General features: G+C 36.5%; 20 protein-coding genes and 2 pseudogenes. 18 read left to right on the top strand and 4 right to left on the bottom strand.

The annotated features are described in order from the left end of the window. The first annotated feature begins 177 nt into the window (after window positions 1-177). Both ABE41_RS06040 and ABE41_RS06045 read left to right on the top strand, forming a co-directional pair. Complete coding sequence (locus ABE41_RS06040) at window positions 178-741, top strand: sigma-70 family RNA polymerase sigma factor (protein WP_066287506.1); 564 nt, start codon at window positions 178-180, stop codon at window positions 739-741. Beyond that, a complete protein-coding gene (locus ABE41_RS06045; protein ID WP_066287507.1) occupies window positions 731-2,047 on the top strand; it encodes a hypothetical protein in 1,317 nt (438 codons plus the stop codon). The genes ABE41_RS06040 and ABE41_RS06045 overlap by 11 nt, the downstream gene beginning before the upstream one ends. 29 nt (window positions 2,048-2,076) lie before the next feature. Here ABE41_RS06045 and ABE41_RS20940 read toward each other — a convergent pair whose 3' ends face one another. Next, window positions 2,077-2,217, bottom strand: a complete 141-nt coding sequence (locus ABE41_RS20940) for a hypothetical protein (protein ID WP_156774231.1) — start codon at window positions 2,215-2,217, stop codon at window positions 2,077-2,079. Between the two features lie 116 nt (window positions 2,218-2,333). Next, window positions 2,334-3,203 (bottom strand): TetR/AcrR family transcriptional regulator, encoded by an 870-nt coding sequence (locus tag ABE41_RS06050; protein WP_066287510.1) that lies wholly within the window; start codon window positions 3,201-3,203, stop codon window positions 2,334-2,336. A gap of 166 nt (window positions 3,204-3,369) precedes the next feature. Between ABE41_RS06050 and ABE41_RS06055 the strand changes: the two genes are divergently transcribed. Together ABE41_RS06055 and ABE41_RS06060 are read left to right on the top strand one after the other, a co-directional pair. Further along, complete coding sequence (locus ABE41_RS06055) at window positions 3,370-4,890, top strand: MDR family MFS transporter (protein ID WP_066287512.1); 1,521 nt, start codon at window positions 3,370-3,372, stop codon at window positions 4,888-4,890. 136 nt (window positions 4,891-5,026) lie between these two features. Continuing rightward, window positions 5,027-5,194 carry an imidazoleglycerol-phosphate dehydratase gene (locus tag ABE41_RS06060; RefSeq protein ID WP_066287514.1) on the top strand — a complete coding sequence of 56 codons (168 nt, stop codon included), beginning with the start codon at window positions 5,027-5,029 and terminating at the stop codon, window positions 5,192-5,194. Window positions 5,195-5,376: 182 nt separating this feature from the next. Here the strand turns inward: ABE41_RS06060 and ABE41_RS06065 are convergent, their stop codons facing one another. Next, window positions 5,377-6,252, bottom strand: coding sequence for a LysR family transcriptional regulator (locus ABE41_RS06065; protein WP_066287517.1), 876 nt, complete (start codon window positions 6,250-6,252; stop codon window positions 5,377-5,379). Window positions 6,253-6,373: 121 nt separating this feature from the next. Here ABE41_RS06065 and ABE41_RS06070 point away from each other — a divergent pair, with 121 nt between their 5' ends. Next, a complete protein-coding gene (locus tag ABE41_RS06070) occupies window positions 6,374-7,738 on the top strand; it encodes an MFS transporter (RefSeq protein WP_066287520.1) in 1,365 nt (454 codons plus the stop codon). Window positions 7,739-7,758: 20 nt separating this feature from the next. Continuing rightward, window positions 7,759-8,715: an NADP-dependent oxidoreductase gene (locus ABE41_RS06075; protein ID WP_083207685.1), complete on the top strand. Its 957-nt coding sequence runs from the start codon at window positions 7,759-7,761 to the stop codon at window positions 8,713-8,715. 520 nt (window positions 8,716-9,235) lie between these two features. Here the strand turns inward: ABE41_RS06075 and ABE41_RS06080 are convergent. Continuing rightward, entirely contained in the window at window positions 9,236-9,886 is a 651-nt protein-coding gene (locus tag ABE41_RS06080) for a FusB/FusC family EF-G-binding protein (RefSeq protein ID WP_066287522.1), read from the bottom strand. A 379-nt stretch (window positions 9,887-10,265) separates the two neighbouring features. Between ABE41_RS06080 and ABE41_RS06085 the strand changes: the two genes are divergently transcribed. The 12 genes and pseudogenes from ABE41_RS06085 to ABE41_RS06135 all read left to right on the top strand — a co-directional run bounded on the left by ABE41_RS06085 (window position 10,266) and on the right by ABE41_RS06135 (window position 17,365). After that, window positions 10,266-10,703 carry a nuclear transport factor 2 family protein gene (locus ABE41_RS06085; protein WP_066287523.1) on the top strand — a complete coding sequence of 146 codons (438 nt, stop codon included), beginning with the start codon at window positions 10,266-10,268 and terminating at the stop codon, window positions 10,701-10,703. Window positions 10,704-10,914: 211 nt separating this feature from the next. Continuing rightward, window positions 10,915-11,142, top strand: a pseudogene (locus ABE41_RS06090) (YciI family protein); the annotation flags it as partial. A 2-nt stretch (window positions 11,143-11,144) separates the two neighbouring features. After that, a pseudogene (locus ABE41_RS21345) lies at window positions 11,145-11,498 on the top strand (RNA polymerase subunit sigma-24); the annotation flags it as partial. 91 nt (window positions 11,499-11,589) lie between these two features. Further along, window positions 11,590-11,964: a YciI family protein gene (locus ABE41_RS06100; protein ID WP_066287528.1), complete on the top strand. Its 375-nt coding sequence runs from the start codon at window positions 11,590-11,592 to the stop codon at window positions 11,962-11,964. 300 nt (window positions 11,965-12,264) lie between these two features. After that, window positions 12,265-12,561, top strand: a complete 297-nt coding sequence (locus ABE41_RS06105; RefSeq protein WP_156774232.1) for a hypothetical protein — start codon at window positions 12,265-12,267, stop codon at window positions 12,559-12,561. 214 nt (window positions 12,562-12,775) lie between these two features. Beyond that, a complete protein-coding gene (locus ABE41_RS06110) occupies window positions 12,776-13,123 on the top strand; it encodes a YoqH family protein (protein ID WP_066287535.1) in 348 nt (115 codons plus the stop codon). Window positions 13,124-13,529: 406 nt separating this feature from the next. Further along, window positions 13,530-14,915, top strand: a complete 1,386-nt coding sequence (locus ABE41_RS06115; protein ID WP_066287537.1) for an LVIVD repeat-containing protein — start codon at window positions 13,530-13,532, stop codon at window positions 14,913-14,915. Window positions 14,916-15,183: 268 nt separating this feature from the next. Further along, window positions 15,184-15,459, top strand: a complete 276-nt coding sequence (locus tag ABE41_RS06120; protein ID WP_066287539.1) for a DUF3986 family protein — start codon at window positions 15,184-15,186, stop codon at window positions 15,457-15,459. Between the two features lie 89 nt (window positions 15,460-15,548). After that, on the top strand, window positions 15,549-15,989 hold the full coding sequence (locus ABE41_RS06125; RefSeq protein ID WP_066287541.1) for a hypothetical protein: 441 nt from the start codon (window positions 15,549-15,551) through the stop codon (window positions 15,987-15,989). 170 nt (window positions 15,990-16,159) lie between these two features. After that, on the top strand, window positions 16,160-16,396 hold the full coding sequence (locus ABE41_RS21515; protein WP_367642155.1) for a DUF2651 family protein: 237 nt from the start codon (window positions 16,160-16,162) through the stop codon (window positions 16,394-16,396). Between the two features lie 99 nt (window positions 16,397-16,495). Then, window positions 16,496-16,651, top strand: coding sequence for a tRNA U-34 5-methylaminomethyl-2-thiouridine biosynthesis protein (locus ABE41_RS20945; protein WP_156774233.1), 156 nt, complete (start codon window positions 16,496-16,498; stop codon window positions 16,649-16,651). Between the two features lie 126 nt (window positions 16,652-16,777). Continuing rightward, window positions 16,778-17,365, top strand: a complete 588-nt coding sequence (locus ABE41_RS06135; protein WP_066287544.1) for a histidine phosphatase family protein — start codon at window positions 16,778-16,780, stop codon at window positions 17,363-17,365. Window positions 17,366-17,388 lie beyond the last annotated feature (23 nt).

The following is a 17,388-nucleotide window of genomic DNA, read 5'->3' on the forward strand; positions in this document are numbered from 1 at the left end:
CCTCAGGAAGCAATAATAGTGATTATCATTCTCACCTAAATATATAACGAATCTCACTTTTTTACAATGGAAATTTGGAACGGATTACTGCCTAAGATGAAGTCGCATTTTTTCTGTGTAAAAAATGGACCTTAATTAAACCGATAATCGTCTATTATAAAGAATAGAGGTGGGGAAATGGAAAAAGCTGAAGAATTACAAAGTATGACTCCCATAGGTCAAAGTAAGGAAGAAATCCTCATGTGGCTTATGAAAGAATACGGGCGAGACTTAAAGAGATTAGCATTTACATATGTTAAGCAAGAACAACTGGCAGAAGATATCGTCCAAGATGTTTTTGTAAAATGTTATAAAAACTTAAATTCCTTTAGACAGGATTCATCATATAAAACGTGGCTTTATAGAATTACTGTTAATAGTTGTAAGGATGTTATAAAAAGTTGGAACTTTAAAAATCTCATAATTTCAAACTTAGTTGGCCAACCCATTCATGCGTCCAAAGAGAAATCTCCCGAAGAGAAACTTCTCACATATGAAGAGAATGATTACTTATCCAATCTAGTAATAACTTTGCCAATTAAGTTAAGGGAAGTTATTATTTTTTACTATTATGAAGAAATGAAGATCGACCAAATATCTGAGCTGTTAGGTATTAACCAAAACACAGTTAAATCTAGACTTTTAAGAGGAAAGCAGCAATTGAAAAAGAAGCTGGAAAGAGGTGATAAACGTGGAAGATAAACTAAAAAACCTCAATGAAAAGATGAATAGCACACTACTTAGAGAACTGGATTTTAATGAAAATAGTATGATGCAGGTCATGCGAAAAGTAAAAGAATCAGAAAAACCTCAGAGCAGTTCTTTCTTTTCTCGAACATGGAAATTCACTTTAAGTACTGTCGTTTCAGTTTCTTTATTAACAGCCGTCACGTTATTTGCCGTTGAACAAATGAATCTTACAGAAAGCGGAGACACAAAATTATTAAAGGAAAACTTAGCGAATAAACCAGCGACAACAACATATATACCAGAAAAAAAAGAAGAGTACTTTGGTGAAATGACAAAAGAAGAAGTACTTACAAAGATGATCAACACAATCGATTACTTTGAAACTGCTAAGGGGAGTTTTGAGGAATATACTCATAATAATATGACGACAGTAGAATTCCAGCTAAATATGAAAAAACCAATCGGAGGTTTTAGTAAAACCGTGCATGTGCCGAATGGCAAAATAAATACGAATGTTGAAATTACTTATTATGATAAAAGCACAGTTTGGAGTATCTCTAAAGAAAATAACTCTTATCGAAAAATGGGATATTTGCCTACGTCTACTTGTTGCACATTAAAGATTCAAGATGCATTTTCAACAGATTCAGATGGAGTGAACATGACAAGCTACCGAGATCGGCCGCCTATTGGAATGGCCCAAAACTCTCTTTTTCCCTATGAAATTGCTTCAAATTATACAAGAGATTTAGAAAGATGGGAAATTGAGAAGCAGGACGAAATGGTACTTGGTCACAATACAGTCGTCATTAAAGGATATCTAGACAGTTATGCTTCCGAAAAACATAGCTCTAAGACTTTTCGATTTTGGGTGGATAAAGACACCGGAATCCTTGTAAAGTATGAGACCTATAATGAAAATGATGAGGTTGTAAATTACCTGTACCCTAAAGAGTTACTGATTAATATACCTATAGAGGTCAGTAAATTAAAACCGGATATAACAAAATATAAAAACCAGTTTGATATTAATGAATCTCCAAGCGGTGAAAAGAAGTTTCTAGCAGAAGATAAAAGCAAGGTGGCTCTCTTCGTGGTTGGAGATGAACTAGAAGTGTTTGAGTTGGAAGACAAAGGGATTAATAATATTCAATCTATCTTTAATGCTATATCCTTAAAAAAGGCTCAACAAAAATATCCGTTTTTAAAGTTACAACAAGAACCAACATATGTGGTATTTGATAACAAAAAACAAATATTTAATACTACTGATTACAATGAATTAGTGAGATATTTAAAGAATTTGAAATTGAAATAAACAAGATTTAACGGAAAAATATTTCTATTTCACCCTTTGTTATCTCCATTTTTTACGGATTCACTTAATTTACTTATTTTCGAATTTAGAACCATGCCAAAGACAAAAGAAGAAACAAGACCTAGGATACTAAAGAAAATTAAGGCGGCAAAGCCAGTTTCATTACGCATAATTAAACCTCCAAAGGATTGATGAATTTAATTTATTATTTGTATCCATATATCTTTTATCCATCAAAAAAGAGGCTGCCAGCGATTACTCTGGCAAGCCTCTTTATCTTTTTACTTCAAGTCTTCAATAAATACCAAAGCATGTTCGTAAACTTTTGTACTTGTGATTGAATCGGCGTCTCGTCAAATAGCTTCTGAAAAGGTTTTAATAATGGCTGAAGGACGACTTTGCGCATCCGTTCACGCTGTAATTCATTTACGATTACATCAAATAAATCCTGCTGTTCGTCATTAAAAGTGTGATGTTCTTGCAGCTGGTCTGCAAGCTTTAAGATATCTTCCTTGGTTACGACATTTTTACTCATATTCGTACGCAGCAGATCAATGGCTGAATGATTCAGCATGATTTTCTCATTCATAATCATTTTCGGCGCGATTAGTTCGATATACGACAAAAGGGTGTCCACCACTTCATCTAATGAATACGTACTGTTCGTAACCCGGAGAGTAAATAACATGTGGTGGACCATGCCAAAAAACAATACGGTAGCTTCAAAAGCATGATCGCGGATGTCTTCCCCCATAATATCTATAAAACGATTGGACAGCCATTCCATCTCATAAACACGGTGCTGCATAACTAGTTTTTTGAGCTCAGCTTCATTGGATGACAGAATAGCCTCAAATAGTGGCGTTACATTTCGCTCTTGATTCAAACGCATGATGGTTGTAATTTGCTCGATAAAAACTTGGCGGTCACTTGGATCCTTACCGATCTGGAGCGCGATCCGCTGCTGGCTTGCATCATAGCGCAGGAATTCCAGGATATCTGCAACACAATCATTCTTTGAGGAGAAATAATTATAAAACGTACCTTTTGAGATGTTCGCTTTTTCAATAATTTCCTGTATAGAGGTTTGCTGAATACCTTTTTCTATAAACAGTTTTAATGCAACGTCAGCTACTTTTCTTTTCTTATTGTTCATGTATTCATGCCATCCCCTTGGTTTACTTCTATTTGTAGTATAAATATTTTCTGAAGGAAAAACAATAATTTTTAGACTATCGGTATAAAAGTGTTGCCTTTTTTGAACCTCGAGTATAAACTTAATAAAGTTAAGTATTAATTTTATAAAACAGAGGGGAAAATACATGAATAATACGGATACAACTTTAGAACATAAAAAGCCTCCTTATTTAATGCTTGCTATCTTGTTCGTCGGAGCATTTGTTTCATTTTTGAACAACTCATTGCTGAACGTCGCACTTCCGACAATTATGGTTGATTTAGAAATAAAAGATTATTCAACGGTACAATGGCTCGTCACAGGATTCATGCTTGTCAGCGGAGTATTGATTCCGGCATCAGCCTTCTTGATCACACGTTTTTCAAATAGAGCGCTGTTTATCACTTCCATGGTCATTTTTACAGTAGGTACGGCTATTTCTGCATTCGCACCGAACTTTGGACTGTTACTGACAGGACGTATGATTCAAGCTGCAGGTTCTTCCGTTATGGGACCGCTCTTAATGAACATCATGCTCGTCAGCTTCCCACGCGAAAAGCGTGGTATGGCGATGGGGATCTTTGGTCTGGTTATGATTACAGCACCAGCGATAGGACCAACATTATCAGGATATATCGTAGAATACTATGACTGGCGATTGCTTTTTGAGATGATCTTGCCTTTAGCGATCATTAGTTTATTATTCGCAGTCTGGAAGCTCGAAAACGTCATGCCTCAGAACAAAAAGGCGACACTTGATTATGCTTCCATTGTATTATCAAGTATCGGGTTCGGGGGAATCTTATACGGATGCAGTACCGCGAGTTCCGATGGATGGACGGATACCATCGTACTCAGCACACTTATTACGGGTGGTATTGCACTAATTCTGTTTTTGCTGCGTCAACTCAAACTCGAAGAGCCATTATTGGATATTCGTGTTTATAAATATCCGATGTTTGCACTTGCTTCCATTATCGCGATTGTAAACGCAGTAGCTATGTTCTCGGGGATGATCTTAACTCCGGCATACGTACAAAGTGTTCGCGGCATTTCTCCGTTAGACTCTGGACTGATGATGCTGCCGGGTGCGATTGTAATGGCTGTTATGTCGCCGATTACCGGAAAGCTGTTCGATAAATTTGGTCCGCGTGCTTTGGCAGTAGTGGGACTATCGATTACGGCTGTATCCACTTATATGCTGGCTAATTTAGATGCTCAATCGGCGTATTCTTATATCATCTTCGTTTACTCGCTGCGTATGTTCGGACTTTCGATGGTTATGATGCCGATCATGACAAACGGATTAAACCAGCTGCCGACGAAACTCAATCCGCACGGTACAGCTGTAAACAATACAGCTCAGCAAGTATCAGGTTCGATTGGAACGGCAATCCTCGTTACGCTAATGAACTCTGTAACCAAAACAGAAGCAGAAAGCTTAATGAGCGGAGTGGATCCTGCAACCATAACAGAAGCTTCAACTGCTGCATTATCACAGCAAGCGTTATTATCCGGAATTCAATATTCGTTCTATGTTGCATTAGGGATGAACATAGTAGCACTGTTGCTAGCATTGTTCGTAAAACGTGTAGATACAAGTGCAGAAGCTGTTAAAAAGATAGAGAATCAGGGCAAACCATTATCTAAACCTGTAACAAATTAATTAAAAAGTGAAGCTGATACAAAAGGGGCGTAACTAGGACTCTTTGTGTCAGCTTTTTTTATGCAGTGAAAAATGAGTAATCGGCAACGTAAAAGCAATACTAAAAAGGAAGCTTTTTATTAAAGGAGGAAATGAGATGACGAGTCGCAATGGAAGTAAAGGAAGCCAAAATCAAGGTTCACCGCAATCACAGCACGATCAAGAATTTGCAAGTGAACTGATAAGCGGTAATAATAACAAAGGAAACGAATATCGTTCTAAAAAGGGAAGTAAATCAAAGACTAAACCAAAGCAAAGCGAATAAAGCATGCGCTTGTAAGGGGTCTCTTACCCCTATATACTAGTGATGTAAAATTTGTTTCATTACAAAACCACGAACTCTTAAACGATTAGACCAAATTGTATAGAGATTAGGAAAGAAATTCGCAGCAGAATTCGCTGCGATTTTTTTATATTTAAAGTTTTTGATGTAAAAACCACTTTCAGCTATTTTTTAACGAAATACTCGATTAGCAAGTCACGAAAAGTACGTGCCGCCAAGGATAAATAACGTTTTTCGGACCATGCTAACTGATAGGTACGCTGACAAGTGGGCTCTATAATACGTAAATGGTGAAAGGAGTTTTCTTTTTCTAATAAAGTTTCTAACCAGAAAGAAACTCCAATCCCCGACTTAACCAATTCTATTAATGTCTTAGAGTCGTCTGTTTCACAGACAATATTTGGTGTAAACCCGGACTTCTGACATAATTCATCGGTATCCTCGCGGAAAGAATGACCCTTTTTAAAGTGAATAAAAGGTTCAGTCGCGACTTCACTTAATTTAATACTTTGCCGATTTGCAAATCGATGTGTGAAAGGGACGGCTAGTACAATTTCTTCCGTTAATATCGGTAAATTACGGATTCCATTCCGTTTAATCGGCTTACAAGAAATGCAAAAGTCTAATTCTCCATTTTCCAGTAACTGCTCTTGCCTCTCTTTTGTAGAAACTTGTGAAATACGAAAACGCACATCAGGATAGGAGGAGCGAAAAATATTTATCATGTCAGAAAATAGAGGTAAAAAAGTGGTGTCTATCGAAACTGTTCCTCGTTCTAATCCCGCCATATCTACAATTTCTCGCTGCCCTTCTTCAAGTAGTTTCAGTGCAGCATCAACCTTTTCCAGAAAAACTTCTCCATATCTATTGAGGCGAATCTGTCTGGCTTGACGATCGAATAAAGGAACTCCTAAATCTTTCTCTAACTTTGCAATGGTTTGACTTAGAGAAGGCTGCGTGATGTGTAGCTCTTGTGCAGCTCGTGTCAAATGATTCAATCGTGCAATCTTCTGAAAATACTTTAGTTGAAGGAAATCCATTTCAATCGACTCCTTTCATAAGTTTGTAATTATGATTATATAAACAAATATATAATTACAATTATGCTAAATCAACCATACAATAGAATTATCCAAAAGTAGTGAAGGAGGATTCGACAAAATGAATGTATCCGTCGCAGAAGAAACGAGAATCGTTCGATTACTTTGTTTCATTGTTCCGTTTTCCATCATTAATATTTATATGTTAAATGTTGCGCTTCCCGATATAGCAAGAGAATTTGAAATCAGTCCCTCTACTACCAGCTGGGTGGTTACCATATCCGGAATCATATCAGCCCTTGGAGCTCTGATTTACGGAAAGTTAGCCGATTATTATGGTATAAGAAACTTGGCTACTTTTGGCGTACTGCTGTTTTCAATCGGTTCTCTTTTATGTTTCTTATCCCCGAATTATCCGTTGCTAATCGTCGGTCGCATCATCCAAGGTATTGGTGTCTCTTCCATTCCATCTTTAGCCATGACCATTCCTGCTCGTTACATTGCAGAAGAAAGACGTGGAAAAGCTCTGGGGATAATCGCATCTGTGATGGCATTTTCAGGTGTCATCGGTCCTATTTTGGGTGGAATACTTACAGGAGCTCACTGGAGATATTTATTTCTCTTTTCTTTGAGTATTATTCTCACCCTTCCATTAATTCGGAAATGGTTACCAAATGAAGTTCCCAAACAAAAAGAGAAAATAGATATTTTCAGTGCAGGATTGCTAATAGCTTTCATTGTGTCTCTGATGGAATCTATCACCCTATTGAATCTATGGTTACTATTTGCAAGTTTTGGATTTTTTGTTTTCTTTCTATGGAAACAAAAAAAATCTCCCTTTCCATTTATTCCTTTTCACTTATTTCATCATGCTTCTTATCGTCAAGGAATGTTTATGGGCGCTTTAAACATTTCAGCCAATTTTGGTGTTTTCCTTGTTACACCATTACTTCTCAGTGAGGTTTATGATTTAAAAGGATATTGGATTGGATTACTAATGGCTCCGGCGGCCGCTGTATCTGCTCTATTGGGTAAATATGGCGGATCACTAACCGACAGTAAAGGCAATCGCTATGTATTAACGATTTCTATCATTCTACTCAGCATCGGTTTTCTTTTACTCTCTACCTTCGCTGGGTATACTTCATGGACCATTTCTATTTTCCTGATTTTTACCGAGGTCGGCTATATTTTTATGCAGCCTTCAATTACCAAGCTGGTTTCATCTCATCTACCCAAAGAGCATTCGGGGATTGGCATGGGAGTGTATGGTCTATTCAACTTTTTAACCATTGCTGTTGCAGGTACGACCATAACCAAAGCTGTGGAGTATGCCAAGATTCCGCCACTCAATCCTCTTGCCATACTAGGAAAATCTGGAGTTTACAGTAATGTATACTTGTTTTTCTTCCTATTATCATTAATGAATTTATTCTTTTTATACAAAATTATGTACAACTCTAATAAAAAAATGATTCAAATCTAAAATAGAAAGGAAATTATAATATGAGTATTCCTATGATAAAAGCTGTACGTGTTCATCAATACGGAGGATCAGAACAACTAAAAATAGAACACATTCCGCGCCTCAATCCATTAGCTGGAGAAGTATTGATTCGTATCTATGCCGCAGGTGTTCTCCCCTATGATTGGAAATATCGTCAAGGACAATTCAAAAAATTTCGTCCGGCAAAATTTCCCTATATTCCTGGTTCTTCCTTTGCGGGAATCATAGAAGAGGTTGGCGCAGATGTGACGGAGTTTGGTAAAGGACAAGCGGTTTTTGGTCGTAGCGAAAAAGGTACCTATGCTGAATATACAACAGCTCCTATCAAAGGACTTTCTCTAAAACCAGAAAAATTAACTTTTGATGAAGCAGTCACGATACCTGGAAGCGCCTTGCCTGCATGGTTAACTTTGTTTCATAATGGTGGATTGGTGGCAGGTCAAAAAGTGTTAATCCATGCAGCAGCTGGTGGATTTGGAAATTTAGCAGTTCAATTAGCGAAATGGAAGGGAGCCCATGTGATCGGCACTTGTTCAACAAATAATGTGGACTTTGTGAACGCTTTGGGAGCAGACACTGTGATCGATTATACTGCTGAACGGTTTGAACAAAAAGCTTCAGATGTAGATCTTGTAATTGATACAGTAGGAGGAAAAACTTTAGAACGATCATGGTCTGTTGTAAAGCAGGGAGGAAGGCTTTTGTCTATTGTGGAGGAGCTATCCAAAGAAAAAGCAAAAGAACGTGAAATCCATATAATAAAACCAAGTTTACATTCTATGCCTTCACCTGAGAAACTACAAAAGATTTCTCGGCAAATTGCTCAAATGCTAGTGGAGGGAAAAATAAAATCTGTTATAAACAAAAAATTCCTATTACATGAAGTTCAACAAGCTCATGAGCTTAGCCAAATTGGGCATGGACGAGGACGAATTGTACTCCACATTGCTAATTAAAAATAAATCAAGAAAGTAAAAGAAAAAACGACTAGAGAAGAGGAAAATGTTGAAACAAAAAATCATTTGATTGTACGTACTATATTTGAAATATTATTGTTAATATAAGGGTTAAAATCGGATTTTATTTTAATGTACGGTACGACTTTATCAATACTCATAATAATTGATTATTTAGCAATTAGGTTGTTTCTTAGTCGGTTTCAAATGATTTTTAACTTAGTAGAACTTTTGAGTGTTTGTATTATCTGTATATTAATAAGTACAGTATTTACCTTCTATGGATGGTATAGGCTGGAACAAGATTGGTTGAAAAATAAATCTCCTTTCAATTAAAATTTGCGTTTTGTAAAGGATTTTCTGCTCCACAATCGGGTGCTTTAACTGAATAAGAATATAAGAAAACGACCAGACATAAATCAGGTCGTTTTGATGTTGGTTCCACATCTAGTTACAGTGTTATTTCAACTGCTAATTAGTATGTGACTTATATGTTTTTATTAGAACAATTTATCCATCCTTAGTAAAGAACCTCTTGAAGAAACTTCTCCAATACAGCAACTTCCGTAATCTTCTTGTTGCACTCATGGCTGTCCACGCACATATAGTTACCGATCGCTTTATAGTAATCAGGGGATGCGTTCGCTGGTTTGGATTTGGTGATTGCTGAAAACAGAGCTACGTCTCCAATCCCGTTACATAAAAAACATATTCCTTTGCTCGCAGGAGTATAACGTCCTTGAATACCAACCGTTTGACCGTTCAGATGATAGACGATAAACAGTTTTTGAGTGGCGATGTCCACCCAGCCCAAATAGCTGATCTTGTGATGAACGATCGTACTTAGGTTAGGTGTCTTTAACTTCTTGATCTTTGGGTACAACTTCATGATCTGTTTTCCAGTTACTTGTGAAAATGCCTCTAAATATGATTCCAGCGAAAACAGATATTGCTGGAATTCTTCCGTCTTACGCAATCCCACAAACTGTTCTAATGTATGTTTTTGAGAATCTGTTATTTCCGGAAACGATTCCAAAATAGTGGATAGAGCATTGAACTCTACCGCTTCAATTACTTTAGGGTCAGCACCGTTATTGCAGGCATGCTGCAGATGTCCGACTTGTTTTTTAATGAGGTTATATTGATGGTTTCTAATGAATGGTGTATTCATTGCTTTCAGCTCCTTAGTTTTAATAAAAAATAAAACAAGCTGCAAAGCCCATTATTAGAAACGATAACTGCTCTCGGGCGACAATCAATATCGATTACGATCCGCCCATACAAAGTATCGCCCTAACAAAAGGCTTTGCATGAGCAGCTTTTGATTACGGCAAACTGATTTGCCATTTCCATCACACTCCATTCATCACTATTTATTATAAAAAGTATTCTGGTGAACTGCAATTGAAACATCCTAAAATTTAGCAGAATTTTTAACATGAAGATGGCTTGAAAAGGATAATAGATAACTCAATAGAATACATAGAAAAGTGAAAAGAATACTGCTTTTATTCTAAAAAAGGCATTTGAATAATAAAGGAGATGTATTCATGAGTATTCGTTTTAATACAGTTCAAGAAGTGCTGGAAAACTACAAATCAGCCATTTATGAGAATGATGTTGAGAGATTTATATCTGCCTTCGATTCTGACATCCATATTTATGATTGTTGGGGAGAATGGGAGTGTACTGGTATTTCTCTATGGAAGGAAATCGTTAAAGAATGGTTTGGTGGTTTAAGTAAAGAAGGTGTATTACTCAAGACAGATTTTGCTGATCTCGTAATTGAAGAAAATTCGAATCTGGCTTTTATTCATTGTGCTGTTACTTTTGCGGCTTACAAAGAATCCGGAGAGAAACTTCGTCAGATGACGAACAGATTTACATTTGGTTTAAGAAAAGTAAGTGAATCGTGGTCCATCACTCATTTTCATTCATCTTTGCCGATAAGTATGGAAACGGGCAAAGGGATTTTTAACTTGAAGTAATACGATCTTAAAATATTATGTACGGTTAATTGCATCGCGGCAAGCGATAAGTTATGTGTAATTTGGGAGATTGTTTTTTTTATGTCAGTTAAACGTGATGCCATAATCAAATCTTGAATGGAGTGGGCGGCTCGTGACTCATAACAAAAAGATGAAACGGAATACATACAAAAAATTGAACAATGGATTTCCGATGAATTTAAAAAGGTAAATAAGCGGAAATCGCCCGAGCTCAGAGCTCAATGAAGCCATGAGGAAGTACAATGAGGAATTAGTTAAGGCAGGTGTGCGGGTTGCGGCTAAAGGACTTCATCCAAGTTCAAATGGGATTCGCATTTCGTATCCAAAACCAGGGGAAAAACCGGTGGTTACGGATGGCCCATTTACGGAAACCAAAGAATTGATTGCCGGGTTCATTTTGATTGATGTGAAGTCGAGGGTATAGCTGCTTGTCACGCCAAGGCACGAACAGCAACGGAAACGGATTGGCAAGAAATTTCCGCCCTATACGATGCCCTTGCCCAGGTGGCACCTTCTCCCATAGTAGAATTGAATCGTGCGATTGCTATATCGATGGCATTTGGGCCAGAGGCAGGGTTGGAGATTGTTGATTCTCTACTTTTGGAGCAGACGTTGAAGAACTATCATTTGCTTCCGAGCGTAAAGGGCAATTTTCTCCTAAAGCTAGGGAGAAAGAGGGAAGCATTTGAAGAATTCCAGCGTGCTGCTTCGTTAACACAAAATGTACAGGAACAGAAATTCCTATTGAAACAGGCTAAAGTTTGTATGGAATAAAAAAATATATTAAAGTTTTGTCGATTTTACAGTTTGATGATTGACATATTAATAGATACAAAAAAATTCGAGTAATATAGGAGAGATGAATATGATATTTTTATGTATGGGCTATTTCAACCCTGAAAAAATGAATGCACGCCCAAGGGCAGAGATTGAGGCCGTTATGTGTGAATGCCAGCCCGTCGTTGAGAATTTTTATGAAAGCGGTAAGGTGCTGATTGATGCCGGTCTGGAGTCAGAGACCAAAAGCTTACGCCGTGTGAACGGTAAGGTAATCGTAACAGATGGTCCGTTTACAGAAACGAAAGAGCTGATCGGCAGCATATTCATTTTTGAAGCAGAGGGCATGGATGAGGCGATCCGGCTAGCCTCTCTTCATCCGACAACACAAATCAGCAGAGGGGAAGAGTTTGGCTGGCGCATCGAAATCCGTCCTGTTCATTACTTTAAGAACGATAAATGAGTTACCATAAAAAAGGCATTTCCTAGTGATAGAGGGTGCCTCTTTTTTATTTTAAGCTATTTTCTAACCAATGATGAGCGATCAAAGTGCAAGCTGTGAGACTCCTGCTTGCTCCTTCCGAAAAAAACTTTTAACCTCCGATAATTTCCGTGAACATATATTCAACGATAAGATGTGTTAATTTATGAAGGGTTAACACCTATTTTATTGAATTTAACTTATTGAACAAACGTAGCAGGATTGTGGAATAAGCATAGATATTCAAAAGCGTGGTAATATTTGTATAAAGGAGGTTTGGTAATGAAATTTAATACTAAAGTAATTGTCGGGTTAGCACTAAGTGTAACTTCAATAATTGGCTTAATATGTTACTTGCCCAATAGTAATAATGGCTTGAAAAGGGAAATTACCAAAGCAAATATTCCTCAACGTGAAGTCATAATTAGAGATTCTGTTGACGAACCTTTGCCACCGACTGTAAAGAATGTCCAAACTATGCCAAACAAACGTGAGCCACAGCCTTTGCCGAATGCAGAGCTTGATAAGCCAATAGTAATAACTAAAATGCCAATAATAAAATCTGAACAGCAAGATTAAAGCACTGCTATCGCAGTGCTTTTTATGTCTTATGAAAACCTAATTTATATCAATTATTCAACTATCGAGTTGCGTTATCGAAGTTCCAAAGAGCTGTTTACACAGCTCTTTTTATTGAACTTAAGGGCAGTTTAGTTTAACAAATCCTTGGCATAAATAATCTTTTTTTAGGAGGGTACCCTACTTAATAAAACTAAAATGAGGAAGTTTTAAAATGAAAAAAATATTCCATAGTATAATTATTGCGTTAGCCATTTTTCCTTCAACAATTCTTGCAGAGAGTGAACTTGAAAAACTCCCTTCTTGTTCAGAGATACTTAATCCAACAGCTGGCGTACCTGAAAACGCAAGGGGAGTAGCATTAATTTATAACATTGATAGAACGTTTAATGATAAAAGAACTAGCCTTAGCGTTCACGCTTTGTATATGCCTGAACCATCAAGGTTTGGGGATTTTGACAGTTACGAAGTATTAGCCTCTATTCCGAAAGAAGTAAGTTGGATATTCCCGCTTACAAGATATGCAGAGAACAATTGGTCGGGAAAATTGTTAGACCAATAAATTCAAAAACACACAAGTTTGGTCCTGTTGTACTTGTAAAAAATGTATCCTGTAAATAGAAAGTAATTCTTATTCCATTAAAGGGTGCGTTTCTGTAATAAGTAATGTACACTTCTTTGGAAATCTAGTGCAATTAGCTGGATTAGAGTTAAAAGACCTAGTGAGTAACAAACAATACTTAGTATAAACCTCATATTTTAAAAATTTTCTAGTCAAGAAGAATGAAGATAGGAATGTCTCTTTATGTAGAAAGATTAGGAAATATAGTTCATATAAAAATGACAGAATATTCATTATTATTTATATGACATATATCTATCATCAAAAGTTTTTTTTAAAACGTTTAGTCGAGGCAGTATGTTCGTACATAATTGGTTGTTTTAATTATTTGATAGGGGTGAAAAAAATGAAAAGTGAAATTTTAGTAAAAACTGCATTGGTAGGTGCATTAGTATTTTCAGCAGGAGGAACTTCTGTTTTAGCCCATGATGAGATTGGGGGAGGAGAGGAAAAAGGCGATAACCTTGCCGGTGTCGAATTAACTGTTCCATTGCTTGAGGGAAGTAAGAATACTGGCAATCTTAAGGAAGTGGCTGCTGTTCCATTGAAAGAAATCCGAGACGGTGTAAAAAACTCAACAGGAGATGTTTATGCCCATAAAGGGTTTGCCTATTTAGGAACACACCGAGCGAATGGCGGAGGGGGAGGTGTCAGAGTTTTTGATATGAAAGATCCTTCCAACCCAGTTGAAGTTTCAGTATTTGCTGCTATTCAAGGTACCTGGCAAGAAAAAGTAATCGTCAAAACGGTAAACACGAAACATTTTAAAGGTGACCTAGCGGCAGTAAGTGTCCAAAAGATGGATCAGAAAGATCCAAATTCACAGGGCGGTTTTGTATTATATGATGTTACGAATCCTCGTGAACCTAAAAAGCTCGGTTTCTGGGAATCCTCTTCTTCTGGAGCAAGGGGTACACATGAGCTGTATTTGACCGTACAAGGAGATAATGTTTATGTTCTGACTGCGGATTGCTATGCTGACTATTACTCGCATGGCAAAAAAATGGATGTTTCCATTGTGGATGTATCCAACCCTACGAATCCGAACACCATTTATGAGTTTAATCCTCGTGCCTACATACCTGAAGTCAGCGATGAAAATTATGATGGTTACAATTGGACAGATGAGGAAGGCATACAGCGTGCTGCGTTTGCTCATAGTGTAAAAACAGATGGAACAGGAAAAACGGCTTTCCTTTCTTACTGGGATTTAGGGACCATCATGTTAGATATAAGTGATGCGAAAAATCCTGTATATCTCGGAAGAACAGACTTTGCTTCAGATGTCCAAGGAGCGGCACATTCCATGGATCTTGCAAAAGGCGGAACTGTACTGGTTGAGACAAGAGAAGTATTCGGCCCAACAAGAGAGGGATTCGAATCTGCTTATGGCTATACGATGATCTATGATATTAAAGATAAAACTAATCCTGAGCTACTAAGTACATTTAGGACAGAATTTACCGAAACGATCCCTAATGGGGCTACTGTCCATGATCCAAAGGTGCACGGGAATACATTATACCTTTCACATTATTCTGGCGGAGTCAGAACGGTCGATATCACCGACCCATCTTCACCACAACAAACAGGTATGTATATCCCAAGCAAAGCAAACATATGGGGAGTTTTTGTGGACCGGAACTATATCTTGGCATCTGATATCGGATCTGGCTTAAAGGTTTTACAAAAAACCGGCGGTCCCAACATGAACAGAATGGGTGGAGTATAAAAAAATACCAAAATAAGAGTATCGAGCACATTCCTATCATGGAATGTGCTTTTTCTTAAGAAGATGATCATTGAATCAATGGAATGTCAACATTGATGCTGGCTGGTATATAGAGATGACACATGGGGAAACAGCATATTGAAAAATTAAAAGCCATCAAAAACTAAAGATTATCTTTCATGAGTCAGTAACGGAGAATAAATGAATAGTTCTTTTTCAGCAATCAGGAGCTTTAGTAGGACAAATAATTTAATTAAAGGTGTACAAAATGGATAAATTGTATGACGATAAATATCATCTGCATTTAGGTTATTATGAAAATAACTGTGATTATGAGTCTATTGCTTACAAGAGACTATCAGAGGATGTATGGGATATCTTCTTTGATTTTAAACATTATGGGATCAAAAATACTACCCAAGAAAATGAATTAACATTAGTGGGAAATGGAACAAGAATTTTTTCAATCCACGACAAGGAACTTAATTATGATATCGGAGTTAAACGATTTGAGAAGTGGCTAACCTTACATAAAATAATCTAATATCAATTGAACTCCTTATTAAGCAATCGGGTGCATTTCTCAAAGAAGGAGAATGCCCATTTTTATAAATGTAAAGGGAATTATAGGATTTGAGTGGAGGAGACTTTATTTTAATTAGAAAAATTGTTGTCGCAATATTTACTAGCTGCATTATTACAATCTTAAATGTAATAATATTAGGTATGGAACTGGGTCTTTTAATAGGAATGTACTTATGTCCTATTGTTATTTTCTATGGTTGTTTGTCTTCTTTGGTTTCCGATTATATAACAAATAGGGCTAAAGGTTTTCAAAGGCTTTTTACAGCGGGTCTTCTTCATATGGTTTTTGCGATTTTATTCCTCATCCCCATACTTATATCAGAACGAACAAATGATTTAAATATAAGGAATATTGTAAGTGATATTTTTCTTATGCAATCAATAATGTGTTCGATCCTCTTTTGGTTATTAGATGAGTTTCTTAGAAGAGAAAAAATTAAAAGCAAATGGAGAATCCTTTTAAATAAAATTGGTGATCTAAGGATGTAAAATAGATTTTTATTTGTTATAAAAATCATTTTGATATTCCACAAACGGGTGCGTTGATTATATAAGGATTAACGTCTTTTTTATGGAAAATATTAAGCAAACGAGCAAGATGGATTGGGATTGTTTTTAAAAAATTATTGGTATTTAAGAGGTGAGGCTGTGTGTATTTGGTGGGATTATTAATCTACGCTTTCCCATTACTATCAATTATGTTAGGTGGACTTGGTTATTTAATTTCTCGAAATGTTTATTTAACCCCAGGGGCAGTATTAACTGTTTCTTTAATTGCTACTTATACAGTGTTCAATTCATCTTTTTTGATGTGGGTAGTTATTTATACAATCTTCTCCTATATCGCTGGACTTGCTATTAAAACACTTGTTTCAACTAGAAAACAAGAATCTTAGCCTAATTAAAATTTCTATTCACCTTATGCAGCAATTGGGTGCGTTTCTTCAAGAATGAGATATTTATTTTTTATAGAATTAAATTGAGGATGTGGATTTATGAAGGGTTTACTATTAGCAATTTTAGGTGCTATTGTTGGTTGGTTGCTTTGGGGATTATTTACAAAGGATTTCGAAACAGATTCCCTTCTTTTGCTCATCTTTGGCATTTTTATAGGACATAGTATTGGAAAAAAGGAAAGCTCTTCTACATAGAGAAGCAAATTTTCTTATTCAACTATCGGGTGCGTTTAATAAAGATTCAAAGTCAGTTTACCAAATACTTTTTTATTCAACGAGCAGGGTAGCTGAAGAACTAGATATTAAGAAAAGGGTGGGAGAATGACTACCATAGGTCTGATTCGCCACGGAATAACTGAATGGAACTCCTTAGGTAAAGCTCAAGGAGTAAGTGATATTCCTTTAAATCTGATTGGAAGAAAACAAGCCACAAACATTGGAGAGAGGCTATCTCTTGAAGAACAGTGGGATATGATTATTACAAGTGACTTATCTAGGGCATTTGAAACTGCGAAAATTATTGGAAGTAAAATAGGCTTGCCCATTAGTCATATTGATGAAAGGGTAAGAGAAATAAATTGTGGGAAGATTGAAGGAACTACGGAAGAACAAAGAGTCAGACAGTGGGGTAGTGAATGGCGTAATTTAGAACTTGGAATGGAAAACTTTGAAGACGTATCTAACAGAGGAATAGACTTTTTAAAAGATATAATTTGTACATATAAAGGTAAACGTATCTTGGTAGTGAGCCACGGTGCTTTAATCGGGTTAACCTTACAAAAGTTATTTCCTCAGAAATTCCAGCAGACTTATATTGATAATACTTCGATTACTATTTTAAGTCATATAGATGATAAATGGGATTGTTCTTTGTATAACTGTACGCGGCACTTAAAACTTTCCCATTAAGGTGTGCGCTGATCTAGCCATAT

Origin of the sequence: Fictibacillus arsenicus (genome assembly GCF_001642935.1) — a bacterium.
Classification (GTDB): Bacteria; Bacillota; Bacilli; order Bacillales; family Fictibacillaceae; genus Fictibacillus; species Fictibacillus arsenicus_B.

Excerpts from the sequence above, each read along its gene's own strand:
- ABE41_RS20945 (WP_156774233.1), top strand. The coding sequence starts at position 16,496 with ATGAAGGGTTTACTATTAGCAATTTTAGGTGCTATTGTTGGTTGGTTG.
- ABE41_RS06080 (WP_066287522.1), bottom strand. The coding sequence starts at position 9,886 with ATGAATACACCATTCATTAGAAACCATCAATATAACCTCATTAAAAAA.
- ABE41_RS06120 (WP_066287539.1), top strand. The coding sequence starts at position 15,184 with ATGGATAAATTGTATGACGATAAATATCATCTGCATTTAGGTTATTAT.
- ABE41_RS06075 (WP_083207685.1), top strand. The coding sequence starts at position 7,759 with ATGAGTATTCCTATGATAAAAGCTGTACGTGTTCATCAATACGGAGGA.
- ABE41_RS06050 (WP_066287510.1), bottom strand. The coding sequence starts at position 3,203 with ATGAACAATAAGAAAAGAAAAGTAGCTGACGTTGCATTAAAACTGTTT.
- ABE41_RS06110 (WP_066287535.1), top strand. The coding sequence starts at position 12,776 with ATGAAAAAAATATTCCATAGTATAATTATTGCGTTAGCCATTTTTCCT.
- ABE41_RS06065 (WP_066287517.1), bottom strand. The coding sequence starts at position 6,252 with ATGGATTTCCTTCAACTAAAGTATTTTCAGAAGATTGCACGATTGAAT.
- ABE41_RS06115 (WP_066287537.1), top strand. The coding sequence starts at position 13,530 with ATGAAAAGTGAAATTTTAGTAAAAACTGCATTGGTAGGTGCATTAGTA.
- ABE41_RS20940 (WP_156774231.1), bottom strand. The coding sequence starts at position 2,217 with ATGCGTAATGAAACTGGCTTTGCCGCCTTAATTTTCTTTAGTATCCTA.
- ABE41_RS06040 (WP_066287506.1), top strand. The coding sequence starts at position 178 with ATGGAAAAAGCTGAAGAATTACAAAGTATGACTCCCATAGGTCAAAGT.
- ABE41_RS06100 (WP_066287528.1), top strand. The coding sequence starts at position 11,590 with ATGATATTTTTATGTATGGGCTATTTCAACCCTGAAAAAATGAATGCA.
- ABE41_RS06060 (WP_066287514.1), top strand. The coding sequence starts at position 5,027 with ATGACGAGTCGCAATGGAAGTAAAGGAAGCCAAAATCAAGGTTCACCG.
- ABE41_RS06055 (WP_066287512.1), top strand. The coding sequence starts at position 3,370 with ATGAATAATACGGATACAACTTTAGAACATAAAAAGCCTCCTTATTTA.
- ABE41_RS06135 (WP_066287544.1), top strand. The coding sequence starts at position 16,778 with ATGACTACCATAGGTCTGATTCGCCACGGAATAACTGAATGGAACTCC.
- ABE41_RS06085 (WP_066287523.1), top strand. The coding sequence starts at position 10,266 with ATGAGTATTCGTTTTAATACAGTTCAAGAAGTGCTGGAAAACTACAAA.
- ABE41_RS06105 (WP_156774232.1), top strand. The coding sequence starts at position 12,265 with ATGAAATTTAATACTAAAGTAATTGTCGGGTTAGCACTAAGTGTAACT.
- ABE41_RS06070 (WP_066287520.1), top strand. The coding sequence starts at position 6,374 with ATGAATGTATCCGTCGCAGAAGAAACGAGAATCGTTCGATTACTTTGT.